General features: G+C 66.0%; 11 protein-coding genes and 1 pseudogene. 6 read left to right on the plus strand and 6 right to left on the minus strand.

The annotated features are described in order from the left end of the window. Positions 1-70: 70 nt before the first annotated feature. From AB3X99_RS08965 to AB3X99_RS08980, 4 genes are all read right to left on the minus strand, one after another. On the minus strand, positions 71-1,774 hold the full coding sequence (locus AB3X99_RS08965; RefSeq protein ID WP_368616676.1) for a lactate permease LctP family transporter: 1,704 nt from the start codon (positions 1,772-1,774) through the stop codon (positions 71-73). A gap of 91 nt (positions 1,775-1,865) precedes the next feature. Then, entirely contained in the window at positions 1,866-3,332 is a 1,467-nt protein-coding gene (locus AB3X99_RS08970) for a LutB/LldF family L-lactate oxidation iron-sulfur protein (protein ID WP_368616677.1), read from the minus strand. Continuing rightward, entirely contained in the window at positions 3,329-4,048 is a 720-nt protein-coding gene (locus tag AB3X99_RS08975; protein WP_368616735.1) for a lactate utilization protein C, read from the minus strand. Before AB3X99_RS08975 ends, AB3X99_RS08970 begins: the two co-directional genes overlap by 4 nt. Before the next feature lie 11 nt (positions 4,049-4,059). Next, positions 4,060-4,851: a (Fe-S)-binding protein gene (locus AB3X99_RS08980; RefSeq protein ID WP_368616678.1), complete on the minus strand. Its 792-nt coding sequence runs from the start codon at positions 4,849-4,851 to the stop codon at positions 4,060-4,062. 208 nt (positions 4,852-5,059) lie between these two features. Between AB3X99_RS08980 and AB3X99_RS08985 the strand changes: the two are divergent. From AB3X99_RS08985 to ppk2, 3 genes and pseudogenes are all read left to right on the plus strand, one after another. Further along, a pseudogene (locus AB3X99_RS08985) lies at positions 5,060-5,713 on the plus strand (FadR/GntR family transcriptional regulator); the annotation flags it as partial. A gap of 240 nt (positions 5,714-5,953) precedes the next feature. After that, positions 5,954-6,334: a VOC family protein gene (locus tag AB3X99_RS08990; RefSeq protein ID WP_069261764.1), complete on the plus strand. Its 381-nt coding sequence runs from the start codon at positions 5,954-5,956 to the stop codon at positions 6,332-6,334. Between the two features lie 110 nt (positions 6,335-6,444). Further along, positions 6,445-7,374: a polyphosphate kinase 2 gene (gene ppk2 / locus AB3X99_RS08995; RefSeq protein WP_256094475.1), complete on the plus strand. Its 930-nt coding sequence runs from the start codon at positions 6,445-6,447 to the stop codon at positions 7,372-7,374. A 178-nt stretch (positions 7,375-7,552) separates the two neighbouring features. On the opposite strand, the gene AB3X99_RS09000 is transcribed toward ppk2, so the two are convergent. Beyond that, positions 7,553-9,142 carry an inorganic phosphate transporter gene (locus AB3X99_RS09000; RefSeq protein WP_368616679.1) on the minus strand — a complete coding sequence of 530 codons (1,590 nt, stop codon included), beginning with the start codon at positions 9,140-9,142 and terminating at the stop codon, positions 7,553-7,555. Between the two features lie 168 nt (positions 9,143-9,310). Between AB3X99_RS09000 and AB3X99_RS09005 the strand changes: the two genes are divergently transcribed. After that, entirely contained in the window at positions 9,311-10,936 is a 1,626-nt protein-coding gene (locus tag AB3X99_RS09005; RefSeq protein WP_368616680.1) for a diguanylate cyclase, read from the plus strand. A gap of 43 nt (positions 10,937-10,979) precedes the next feature. Here the strand turns inward: AB3X99_RS09005 and AB3X99_RS09010 are convergent, their stop codons facing one another. Further along, entirely contained in the window at positions 10,980-11,384 is a 405-nt protein-coding gene (locus tag AB3X99_RS09010) for a helix-turn-helix domain-containing protein (RefSeq protein WP_028202557.1), read from the minus strand. Positions 11,385-12,188: 804 nt separating this feature from the next. Here AB3X99_RS09010 and AB3X99_RS09015 point away from each other — a divergent pair. After that, the gene (locus AB3X99_RS09015) at positions 12,189-12,587 is read left to right on the plus strand and encodes a hypothetical protein (RefSeq protein WP_368616681.1); all 399 of its coding nucleotides are present in this window, start codon (positions 12,189-12,191) and stop codon (positions 12,585-12,587) included. A 58-nt stretch (positions 12,588-12,645) separates the two neighbouring features. Then, a complete protein-coding gene (locus AB3X99_RS09020) occupies positions 12,646-13,260 on the plus strand; it encodes a hypothetical protein (protein ID WP_069261768.1) in 615 nt (204 codons plus the stop codon). Positions 13,261-13,271: the final 11 nt, after the last annotated feature.

The raw sequence follows: 13,271 nt of genomic DNA on the forward strand, positions 1-13,271 counted from the left end.
TCGTCGCCCGCGCGCGCGGGCGACGGCCCTCATCACTTTGTTACGGCGCGTGGCACCGGCAACTCCGCCATCACTGCGGAATCATGCCGGTCAGCACATAGGCCTGAATCAGCGTCACCACGCCCACGACAGCGGCGAAGAACAGGCTATGACGCACGGTGAAGCGGAACAGCGACGACTCCTTGCCGACGAGGCCGGTTGCCGCGCAGGCCACCGCGATCGACTGCGGCGAAATCATCTTGCCGCTCACGCCGCCCGAGGTGTTGGCCGCGACGAGCAGGGTATCCGACACGTTGATCTGGTGCGCCGTGGTGTGCTGCAGCGAGCAGAACAGCGCGTTCGACGACGTATCGGAGCCCGTGAGGAACACGCCGAGCCAGCCAAGGAACGGCGAGAAGAACGGGAAGGCGGCGCCCGTGCCCGCAAGCGCGAGCGCCAGCGTGGACGACATGCCCGAGTAGTTCGCGACGAATGCGAAGGCGAGCACGAGACCGATGGACAGCACGGGGCGGCGCAGTTCACCGAGGGTCTCGAAGAACGCGGCCACGGCGGTGCGCGGCTTCATGCGCAGCAGGATCGCGGAGAGGATCGCGGTGATCATGATCGCGGTGCCTACGGCCGAGAGCCAGTCGAGCTTGAACACGGCTTCGTACGGCTTGGGCGACGCGACGATCGGCGCCGTGCGCAGCACGAGCTGATCGAGGCCCGGTACGTGCAGGCTCAGAATCGTGCCCGCGAGCGGGCCTTTCGCTGCGAAGAGCGCCTTGAACGGCTTGACGCTCCACACGGTCACGATGACCGTGAGCAGAATGAACGGCGACCACGCGCGCACGGTCTGCGCGATGCTGTACGGCGACGCCTTGCGGCTCGAAGCCGCCGCACGCGAACCGCCGCCGCCGAAACCGCCCAGCGCAGCGGCGCCGCCGCTCACCTTCACGCTCGTGCCTTGCGTTGCCCGGCGCGGTTGCCACACGTTGAGGAACGCGGCGAGCGCGACAAGGCTCACGAGTGCCGAAGTGATGTCCGGCAACTCGGGCCCGATGTGGTTCGACGTGAAGTACTGCGTAACAGCGAAGCTGCCGCCGGCCACGAGCGCGGCGGGCCACGTTTCCTTCACGCCGCGCTTGCCGTCCATGATGAAGACGAGCCAGAACGGCACGAAGAGCGAGAGCAGCGGCAACTGGCGGCCCGCCATCGCGCCGATCAGGAACGGATCGATGCCCGTCACCTGGCCCGCGACGATGATGGGAATCCCCATCGCGCCGAAGGCGACCGGAGCGGTATTGGCGATGAGGCACAGGCCCGCTGCGTAGAGCGGCTCGAAGCCGAGGCCGACGAGCAGCGCCGAGGTGATCGCCACCGGCGCGCCGAAGCCCGCCGCGCCTTCTAGGAACGCGCCGAACGAGAAGCCGATCAGCAGCAGCTGCAGGCGCTGGTCGTCGGTGATCGAGAGCACCGAGGCGCGGATGATCTCGAACTGTCCCGTCTTCACGACAATCTTGTAGAGGAACACCGCCGTGACGATGATCCACGCGATCGGCCAGATGCCGTAGGCAAAGCCGAAGCCCGCGGAAATGAGCGCCTGGCGCACGGGCATGCCGTATTCGAAGATCGCCACGGCGAGCGCGAGCAGCAGGGTGATCGCCGCGGCGACATGGCCCTTCATGCGCAGGCCGGCGAGCGCGACGAAGAAGAACAGAATGGGAATGGCGGCCACGAGGGCGGACAGCCACAGACTGCCGAGCGGTGTATAGATCTGGTACCAGGGTTGCACTACGGTCTCCTCCGATGATGCGGGTAGAAAATTTATGTGATCTCGTCAGGCTTGCTATGAGCGTTATTTCGCACGCCTGACGACCTGAGCGCTATTGAGGCTGATCGCGTTCGCGCAGCAGGTCGTGCAGGCTGCGCGGCGCGGGCTTGAGCGGTGTGCGATGCTGCGTCCAGCCCATTTGCTGCGAGGGCGCGAGGCCGCGTAGACGCGTCACGGCCCAGCGTAGCGCACGATAGGCGCGCGGATGCGCGAACGCGCCGCTCCAGAAGCGCCAGATGAACTGCTCGCTCCTGCTGTGATTCGCACCCTGGCCGCGTAACGGATGCGCCACGCTTTCCTCGGGGTCGCGGTTCGCCTCGGTGCGAAGGCGCACGAGCAGCTGCGGAATCGGAATGCGCACCGGGCAGACTTCGCCGCATGCGCCGCAGAGACTCGACGCGGTGGGCAGCTCCGCTGTCGCGTCGAGCCCGAGCAGATGCGGCGAAATGATCTTGCCGATCGGCCCAGGGTAGGTCGTGCCGTACGCATGACCGCCGATGCGCGTGTACACCGGGCAGTGGTTCATGCACGCGCCGCAGCGGATGCATTGCAGCGTGGCGCGCAATTGCTCGTCGGCGTAGGCCTGGCTGCGGCCGTTGTCGAGCAGGACGAGATGCACCTCGCGCGGGCCGTCTTTCTCGCCTTCGCGGCGCGGGCTGCTGATCAGGTTGAAATACGTCGTGATGGGCTGGCCCGTGGCCGAGCGCGTGAGCAGGCTCGAAAGCGGCACGATGTGCTCGAGCTTTGCCACCACCTTTTCCATGCCCATGATCGCGATATGCACGTCGGGCACCGTGGTGGAAAGGCGGCCGTTGCCTTCGTTTTCCACGAGCCAGAGCGTGCCCGTGTCGGCGGCGGCGAAGTTCACGCCGGAGAGGCCGATCTGCGCATCCACGAAGGCGCGGCGCAGCGCGCGGCGGCCCGTTTGAATGAGCGTGTCCACGTCTTCCGTAAAGGGCGTATCGGGAATGTGCGCTTCGAACAAGTGCCCGATATCCCCCTTCGTCTTGTGGATGGCGGGCATCACGATGTGCGAGGGCTTTTCGCCTGCGAGCTGCACGATGTACTCGCCCATGTCCGACTCGATGCAGTCGACGCCGTGCTCGGCGAGGTAATGGTTGAGCTCGATTTCCTCGCTCGCCATCGACTTGCCCTTGATCACGCGTGTGGCCGCGTGACGCTGCGCGATGGCGTGGACGATGCGGTTCGCCTCGTCGGCGGTCTCGGCCCAATGCACCTGAATGCCGTTCGCGCGCAGCTTCGTTTCCAGTTGCTCGAGGAGTTCGGGCAGGCGCGCGAGCGCATGCTGGCGCACGGCTTCGCCGAGGTCGCGCAGGGCTTCGAGTTCGTCCGCCTCGGGGAACTGCGCGGCGCGCTTGCCTTGCAGGAAGTCCATCGCGCCGCGAAAGCTCGTGCGCAGTTGCGGGTCGTCGAGCGCCGTGCGCGCGCGCTGGCGGAATTCCGCAGTCGGGACGAAATGAAGCGTGTTTTCCTGAGAGGTCTGCGTGGTCGTGCTCATTCGGCGGCTCCGTGCTGCGTGCCCGTTGCGCGATCCTCATCGGTCACGAGGACGACCCATAGAGCGCGGGGACCATGCGCGCCATAGGCGGTGGTCTGCTGGATATCCGAGGTCTTCGAAGGACCCGAGATCATCACGAGATTGGTGGGCATGCCGTCACGCCAGCGCTCCGCGGCCACGGCGGCTTGCAGGTCGGCGTGCAGCGTGTTCGCGTGGATCAGCGCGACGTGCAGCGGCGGCACGAGAGAGACCGTGCGCGGCGCGTTCGCGTCGGGGACGACCACGAGCGTGCCCGTCGCCGCGAGACCCGAGCGCGCGACAGTGAAGCCCGCGTCGACGGTGTCGAAGAGTTCGGCCTTCCACTGCTCGATCGGCTGCGCGTAACTGCGCGCCTGCACGACGGACGGGAGTGCCGCCTCGAGCGCCTGGCCTTCGGCGCAGGCGGTGTCGAGCAGCAGGCTGCGCACGCCCGCCGCCGCGAGGCGGTCGGCGAGATCGGCGGCCCACGTTGCGGCGCTCGCGCAGATCACTTCTGCGTGCGCGGCTTCGAGCATGCGCTGGAATTGCGCGATGCGTTCGTTCAAGGCAAGCGGGGCGAGCGTCCGGCGCCCGGTGAAATGCGCGTCGATGCGCGCGTCGAGCGCTTCGAGCGTGGTGGAGGGTGCTGCAGGGGCATGGCCACGCAGGCGTTGCAGCATGCGCGCACGCGCGCTCATCGTATCGACGTTCATGCGGCCTCCCCGCCCGTGCGGCGCCAGAGGAACGAGGCGAGGTGCTCCACGGCGAGCGGCGCGCCCTTGTGCGCTGCCGCGTGGCCGATGTTGAGCAGGCAGCCGCAGTCGGCGGAAACCAGGCGCTCGCAGCCCGTGGCGCAGGCGGAGGCGATCTTGTCGGCGACCATCGCGCCGGAAATGTCCGGGTGCTTGAGCGAGAACGTGCCGCCGAAGCCGCAGCATTCCGATTCGCGTTCGTGCTCGATGCGTGTGACGCCCGGCAGCGCATCGACGACTTCGACGCCGTGCACGCGCGTGCCCATCTCGCGCCGCGCGCCGCACGAGGTGTGCAGTACGACGCGCTCGTCGGGCTGGCGGACGGCACCCTGTGCGCCATACGCGTCGAAGTCGACGTTCAGCACGCGCACGAGGAATTCCGTGAGTTCGTACACGCGTTCCGAGAGTCCCTCGGCGCGCGCGGCGTTGGTGGCGTCGCCGTCGAACAACGCGGGCCAGTGGTGGCGCATCATGCCCGCGCACGAACCCGAAGGGACGATTACGGGCCAGGGTTTTTCGAAGAGTCCGAGTTGCGCGAGCGCGACCTCGCGCGCCTGGCGCGGGTTGCCGCTGCTGTATGCAGGCTGGCCGCAACAGCTCTGGCTGCGCGGGAAATGGACCGTGAGGCCTTCGCGTTCGAGCAGCTTCACCGCGTCGAGGCCGGCTTGCGGCACGAACAGGTCGACGAGGCAGGTGGCGAACAGATAGACGTCGGTGGGGCGCTCGGTGGGGTATTGCCGTGGCTTCATGTCTCGCTCGGTGTCTTGGCGCGCTTTCGTGCTCCTTCCCCGCGGACCCGAGGCCGGGGCGGGTTGAGGACGAGCGCTGGTTTGGGCGCATAATTCCCGCTTCGGGCGAACGGTTCAAACTGGTTGGACCACTTGCCACAAGATAAAACGAGATTCGGGTATGACAATGAGGGACAGGGCAGTCGCGCGCGGGCGCGTGGAAACCGTGATGCGTCAGATGGAGACGTCGCTGCTCGACGGCACCTGGCGCGCGGGAGCGAAGCTGCCTTCCGAGCGCGTGCTCGCGATGGAATACGACGTGGCGCGCAACACCGTGCGCGAGGCGATCCAGCGCCTGGCCGCGCGCGGCCTCGTGCAGAGCCGGCCGGGCGCGGGCGTATTCGTCACTGACCAGTTGCGCACGGGCTTTGCTTCGCCGTGGGGGCAGCTCGTGGCCGATCATCCGGCCTTGCGTGAAGACATCCTCGAATTTCGCCGCGTGCTGGAAGGCGCGACGGCGTATTTTGCGGCGCTGCGCGCGAGCGACGAGGATCTCGAGCGTATTCGCGCGCTCATGCAGGAACTGGAGCGCACGCGCGAAGTGGACGACAAAGCCGCCGAAGCCGATACCGATGCGAAGCTGCACGAAGTGATCGCGCAGGCCTCACACAACGCGATGTTTCTGCACTTGCACACGAGCGTGCTGGGCGTGCTGCGCGAGCACATCACGATCAACGGCACGGGGCTGCGCGTGCAGAACGAAGACGCGCCGGACCAGTTGCTGCTGCAGCACCGCACGCTGTGCGACGCGATCGTTGCGCGGCGTCCCGAGGAGGCGCGCACGGCGATGCAGACGCACATCGACTTCGTGCGCACGCGGGTGGGAGAGGAGATCGGCTGGCAGGAAATTGGTCCAACCAGTGACGATGCGCCGCGCGCCGCGCCAGCGGCTGCGCAGGCGGCCAAGCCGGCGCGCAAAGCCGCGCGCAAGGTGGCGGGCGGCAGAGAGAAAACGCCAGTGGGCCGTGCCGGGCGCGCGAACGCTGCTAAAGTCGGCTGATCGGGCCGACGGGCCTCATTCCGGGCCGCAGGCAGTCCCTGGCCGCATGAGCAGGAGGAGCAGATGAACGAACGCGCCGCGCAAATCGTAGCGTTGAGCGCCGTGACGCTGACCGTCAGCGACATCGCGCGGTCGGTGCCCTTTTACGAGGCACTCGGCTTCGAGCGGAGAGACGGGCCGGCGGTGCCGGGCTTCGCGTCGTTCGAACTGGGCGGCGCGGCCGGCGTCTGCTATCTGAACCTGCTGGAGGGACCGCACGGCGCCGTGAACGGCTGGGGCCGCGTGGTCCTCCACGTCGCCGACGTGGACGCGTTCTACGCCCATGCACTGGCCGCGGGCGCGAAGCCCGAATTCGCACCGCGCGACGCGCCATGGGGCGAGCGCTATTTCCATCTCGTCGATCCGGACGGCCACGAGCTGAGCTTCGCCAGGCCGCTCACCTGAGCCGCCGCAATGCATTTGAAATATTCGTGACACTCGCTGCGCCGATAGTGGCGCGAGTTGACAGCATATCGACCAAGGAGAGAGTCGCCATGAATGAACTGGACCGCACGATGGATGCCGAACAACGGGATGCGCAAGAGCAGGAGGCCGAACTGCATCGTCGTCGGCGTCTGGATGAAGAGCTCATCGACGCCTATGACGAAGAGCTCGAGATGGAGGTCGACGACCGGCTGCAGGAAAGCGGTCTGCAGATCAGCGACGAGGCGCGTGCGCTGCGCCGCGTCTATTTCCGCGAGCTGATCCGCCTGCAGGGCGAACTCGTGAAGATGCAGGACTGGATCGTGAGCACGGGGCACCGGCTCGTCGTGATCTTCGAGGGACGCGACGCGGCGGGCAAGGGCGGTGTCATCAAGCGCATCACGCAGCGGCTGAACCCGCGTATGTGCCGCGTGGCGGCGCTGCCTGCGCCGAACAACCGCGAGCGCACGCAATGGTATTTCCAGCGCTACGCGCAGCATCTGCCCGCGGGCGGCGAGATGGTGCTGTTCGATCGCAGCTGGTACAACCGCGCAGGCGTGGAACGCGTGATGAACTTCTGCACCGACGACGAATACGAAGAGTTCTTCCGCTCGGTGCCCGAGTTCGAAAAGATGCTCGTGAGGAGTGGCATCCAGATCGTCAAGTACTGGTTCTCGATCACCGACGACGAGCAGGAGGTGCGCTTCCAGAGCCGCATCGACGATCCGCTCAAGCAGTGGAAGCTCTCGCCGATGGACCTCGAAAGCCGACGCCGCTGGGAGGCCTACACGCACGTGAAGGAAGTGATGCTGCAGCGCTCGCACATTCCCGAGGCGCCGTGGTGGGTCGTGCAGGGCGTGGACAAGAAGCGCGCGCGCCTGAACTGTATTCACCACTTGCTGAGCCAGGTGCCGTATCACGAGATCGAGCACCCGCAGGTCACGCTGCCGGCGCGCGTGCATCATCCGGATTACATTCGCCAGCCGGTGCCGCAGGACATGATCATTCCGGAAATTTATTGAGGGGTTGGCCGCTTTCGATCTGATCGAGGGCAAGCGCGACGATTTTGGGATGCCCATGGCGCAGTAACAGCGTGCGGCAAGACGCTGAAAATCTCGATCGTCTGAACGAAGGCGCACGACGCAACAAAAAGCCGCGCTCCCCTCGCAGGGAGCGCGGCTTTTCTCTGGCCTTTCGTACTCAGAACACGTGCTTGAACAACCAATAGAGCGCGCCAGCCAGCACGATCGAAGCGGGCAGCGTGAGCACCCATGCCATCACGAGGCTGCGCACCGTATTCCATTGCAGGCCCGAGCCGTTCGCGGCCATCGTGCCCGCCACGCCCGAGGAGAGCACGTGCGTGGTCGAGACCGGCAGACCGTACACGTCCGCCGCGCCGATCGTCACCATCGCCACGACCTCCGCGCAGCCGCCCTGGCCGTAGGTCAGGTGCTGTTTGCCGATGCGCTCGCCCACCGTCACCACGATGCGCTTCCAGCCCACCATCGTGCCGAGCCCCAGCGCGATCGCCACGGCCACCTTCACCCATGTCGGGATGAATTTCGTCGCGTGGTCGATCTGGCTGCGGAAGTTGTTGATGGACTTCAGGTCGTCGGCCGAGAAGGGCACCGCCTTCTGTTTGTCGAGCAGGCGGATCGCCTCGGAAATCACGTACATGTTGTTGCGCACGTTATCGACGACCGATTGCGGCACTGCCGCGAGCGAGCCGTAACCGCGCACCTGTTCGGTCACCTGGTTCGACAGCGCGGCAAGCGCGGGCACCGTCGTGCTCGACAGGGCGCGGCGGCCGATGAAGCGTTCCACTTCGGCGCGCGGATCGGCGGGCGCGGCCACGCCGTTCGTATAGCGCTCGAGCGCGCGCGTGGCGTCGTGCGCGACGGCGATGAAGGTCTGCGTCTGCTCGGCCGTCACGGCGCGGTTCAGCGCATAGGCCGTGGGCACCGTGCCGATCAGGATCAGCATGATGAGGCCCATGCCCTTCTGGCCGTCGTTGGAGCCGTGCGCGAACGACACGCCCGTGCACGTGAGGATCAGCAGCGCGCGGATCCAGAACGGGGGCGGCTCCTTGCCCTTCGGCTCCGCGTAGAGCTCGGGCACGCGCACGACGGCCTTGAGGATGAGCAGCAGCAGGCCGGCCAGCAAAAAGCCGACGATCGGCGAAAACAGCAGCGACTTGCCCACGCCGAGCGCCTGGCTCCAGTCCACGCCGCTCGTGCCGTTCGCGCCGTGCATGAGCTGGTTCATGAGGCCCACGCCGATGATCGAGCCGATCAGCGTATGCGAGCTCGACGAAGGCAGGCCGAAGTACCACGTGCCCAGGTTCCAGATGATCGCGGCAATGAGCAGAGCGAACACCATGGCGAAGCCCGCGCTGCTGCCCACCTGCAGGATCAGTTCCACAGGCAGCAGTTGCAGGATGCCGAAGGCCACCGCGCCGGTGGAGGTGAGCACGCCGAGGAAATTCCACGCGCCCGACCACATCACGGCGATATTGGGCGAAAGCGAGTGCGTATAGATGACGGTTGCGACCGCATTCGCGGTATCGTGGAAGCCGTTCACGAACTCGAAGCCGAGCGCGATCAGGAGCGCGATGCCGAGCAGGATCCAGGGCATCGCCGAGCTTTCGCGCACCGGCGAGAGGTCGTCGGCGAGATGCATCCCCACGTACACGGCGCCTGCGGCGATGACGACGAGGAAGGCGAGCAGGCTGGCGTTGCGCCCGCGTGCGGGGGCGGTGCCCGGTTGCGGTGACAGGGAAAATTCTGGCATGGCAGGCGGGCTCCTGGGGGAGGGAGTGGGCAAAGGTTTCGCCTCCGATCGTGAACTGCCCAGGTGTCCGTTTGATGACGGATTCGTGCCAGCCATGCCCGATGCATGCCCGACAGACCGGCGCTCCTTCGAATCGGGCCGTCAGCAGTCAGCAAGAGGATTGCGCAGATGCCAAAACGGGTTCTTTCGCTGCGTCTTCTGGTGCACCGCTGGGCCCACGGGCGGGCGAAGGCGGCGACGCGCCTGATCGGCAACTATCCCTTCTTCGCGGGGCTTTCCGGCACGCTCGTCGCGACGGTGATGGCGATCCTCACCTACGCGGCGCTCTACGAGGGCCGTGCCGAGGAGTTGCGCCACGCGCAGGAGAATTCGCGCAACCTCGTGCAGCTCATCAGCAACGACATTGCGCGCAACGTCGAGATCTACGACCTGTCGCTACAGGCCGTGGTCCAGGCGGCGCAGCAGCCGCAGACCTGGAGCATGCCCGAGGCGCTGCGCCAGCGCGTGCTGTTCGACCGGGCGACGGCGGCGTCGAGGCTGGGCGGCGCCTATGTGATCGACGCCGCGGGCCATGTGATAGCCTCGCACAGCAACGCCTTCGACGTTTCACCCGCCGGCATTTCGTTCGCCGACCGCGATTACTTCATCGCGCAACAGCGCGACCCGCATGCGGGCCTGTTCTTTTCGAAGCCGTTCCATTCCCGCCTGCGCGGCGGCGCGCTCACGATCGGCCTCACGCGCCGCATCAACGCGCCCGACGGCTCGTTCGCGGGCGTCGCGCTGCTCGGTGTGCGCCTCGACTATCTCGAGCAACTGCTCGAGCACATCGACCTGGGCCCCGGCGGCCATCTCTTCATCCTGATGCGCGACGGCACGTTGCTCGCGAGCAAGCCGCCCTCGATGCGCGGCGCCGGCTGGAGCTACGCGGACCTGCCGAATTTCGCGTTCTTTTCGCGTCGCGACGCCGGCACCTACACGTCGCACTCGGCGATCGACGGGGTCGAGCGCATCTACACCTTTGCGCATGTGGGCAACTCGCCGTTCATCGTCGTCGTGGCGCCCGCCGTGGGGGACGTGCTCGCCGGCTGGCGGCGGCGCAGCTATATCGCCCTCGTGATGACGACGGTGTTCGGCGGCGCGTGGGTCGCGGTGTCGTGGATGCTCGCCTTCGCGCTGCGCGACAAGGTGGTGGCCGAGGGCAAGCTCGTGCGTCTCGCGGTGACCGACCCGCTCACGGGTCTTGCGAACCGCCGCGCGCTCGACAGCCGTCTCGCGGAGGAATGGCATCACGCGGTGCGCGAACGCACGCCGCTTTCCGTGCTGTTTTTCGACATCGACCACTTCAAGCTCTTCAACGACACCTACGGGCACGCCGCCGGCGACGAGGTGCTGGTGTTCGTGGCCGGGCGCATCGCTGCAGGATCGCGGCGCGCAACCGATCTCGCCGCACGCTTTGGCGGCGAAGAGTTCGCGGTGGTGCTGCCGGGCACGGCGCTCGACGCCGCGACGCGCATGGCGGAAAAGATCCGCAAACGCATCGAGTCGGACAATCTCACGCTGAGTGGTACGCACCATGGGTGCGTGACGGTGAGCGCGGGGTGTGCGAGCTGCAATCCGCCGGAGGGCGGCAGCGGCGCGAAGCTGCTGGCCGCCGCCGACCGCCTGCTCTACGAGGCCAAGGAAGCGGGCCGCAATCAGGTCCGGTCGCAGCAATGGACGGGCGATGGGGCACAGCCGCTGGTGGATTCCGAAGCCGGAAGCCGAGGCCGCGATGCACCCGCAACGCGAGGCTGAGGCGCGCCGGCTTTCGTGCGGCGCGCGACGCCCGCCATGCCGTTCAGCGCGCGGACTTCGACAGCCGGTGGCCGAGGCCGAGGTTCGAGACGATCTGCCAGGTATAGACGCGCGAATAGTGCACGCCGAACTGGCGGCCGATCAGCTCGCGCACGCGGCTGTTGGTCCACGCATCGCTCGCAAAGCCGTGCTCTCGCGCGGAGCCATGCAGGGCGCTCGCGATCCAGCCTAGCGCGGCCTGATCGAGCACTGAAGGCCGGCCGCCCACGCTCATCTGCTGGAGCGCTGCAAGGCCGCCGTCCTCGACGATGGACTTGTAGCGCCTCACCGTCTGGGCGGAAAGGTGGAGTGAGTCGGCGACGCTATTCACGGTCGCGCCTTCCATCAACATCTGGCCGGCGGCCATTCTTCTCGCGACGCTCGGCAGGTTCTCGGTTCGGGTAAGCATGTGTTCACTCGTCGACGAAAGATTCCGGACACGCGGCATTGCGGATGTGCCGCTCCTGTAACCCTTCCTGCAAGCGGGTCTTGTCGCTTGCCATGGACCCGGCGCCGGTGCGGTGACGCGGGGGTCATGACGGACGGCGAAATCGACGCCCGGTGAAGGGCGCTTGTTGCGAAACGCCTCGGTGTTCCGCAGCGGATATTAATAATTGTTTTTGTAGGGAATGTGTATAGCTAGCGGAAAAATAGTCTGCTTGACTTGTGGATAATCCTGAACTAATGGAAAAAACAACCGACTCGCGTGTGTCAACAATGGGTGCCGCCATTTCGCACGGACTCCGCAATGCGAAGTTTGCTCCCATTGCAGCCAGTTAACCTGACTTAATTGCTCAAACATTGGAAAGCAACACTTTTTCTTGTTTTGTATGACTAAATCGGTATTCAGCATATATTGAGTTGAAACGGTTTTATCCAAAATGAATTAATAGCGACGATCGCACCTTTAGATGTTTGTTAGCGTTTTTGAGGTGTGCGGCAAACAATGGCATGGTCCAGCGCGGGTGATGACGGCTATGGGGCAATTTCAGGGAGTGATTTCGCTTTTTTGTGCAGAATGGTTTTCGCAAACATTTCGAATCGATTGCAATGCAGATTGGATTCGAATGAACGAATGCAGAATGCCGGATTCGCCGCGCAGCGTATCGCGTGGCGAAACGGGTCCCTGAATCCCTCGGGCCGCCAAATGCGTCCGTGCGTTTCGTCAAACGACGCGCGGCCTGGGCGGCGGCCCGCTTTCTGGCCGCTGCGGATGAACCAAGAACTCGACGAAAAGGTAGGTCGTTTGTTGCGCCGCGCTGCGAGCCGGCGCTCGCTCGTGCCGTACGGTGCGTTTCATGCCCTGTTCGCGGGCGACGTGCCGTTGCGGGTGCGTTACGAAAAGCTCGAGGCGGCCGCGGCCGCGTTGTGCGCGCCGCACGAGGCCGACTATGCCTCGCTGCTCTCGACCGATTCGGGCCTGCCCGGCCCGGACTTCTATGCGCGCTTCAAGCGCTTGCATACCGAGCGCTATTACGAAACGCTCGGCGCGGACCGGCACCGCATGCTGCGGCTTGCCGAAAAGCGCCAGCTCGCCAACGAGGAACGTGAGCGTGTGTATGCCCATTACCTGCGCTGTGCGGCGGAAGAAGCCTGCATGAACAGCGCTTGATGCGTGCGAGCGGCGCCATGCCGCTCTCTTGCATTCACGATCCACACAAGGAGGCTTCATGTCCACGCGCTACCATTCGTCCGCGCCGCTGCTCGGCGCCATACTCGTGCTTGCCCTCGGCGTGTCGCCGCATGTACCGCTGTTTGCGCAGACGGCGTCCGATGCCGCGCCCGGGAGTGCGCCCAACGCCGCGCTGCAGATCGGCGAGGTGCAGACCACGGCGACTGTCGTGAGCATCGACGCGGCCACCAACTCGGTCACGCTGCGTGGCGCGCGCCGCAACCTGGTGACGGTCGCCGTCGATCCCGCAGTCGGCGATGTGAGCAAGCTCAAGCCCGGCGATCATGTGAACATCCTCTACAAGGAGGCGTTGCTGCTGCGTGCCGAAAAGCTGGCTACGAGGGGCATCCGCTCGCGCGTCGATACGGTCGCGACCACGCCCGCTTCCGGTGGCATGACGGCGACGGCGCGTAGCGTGCAGGTGATCGCGACGGTGGAGAAGATCGACCGCAAGAGCCGCAAGGTCGCGCTGCGCGGACCGAACCGCACGGTCGTGGTGGTGGCGCCGCCGGACGTGCCGCTCGAATCGATCAAGGTGGGCGACAGCATTCGCGCCGACTACGTGGGCGCGACCGCCGTGCATGTCACGCGCGACGGCCAGAACCTGCAGTGAGGCAGCGACGC

The organism is Paraburkholderia sp. BR10882 (genome assembly GCF_040948855.1).
In the GTDB taxonomy this organism is placed as follows: Bacteria; Pseudomonadota; Gammaproteobacteria; order Burkholderiales; family Burkholderiaceae; genus Paraburkholderia; species Paraburkholderia nodosa_A.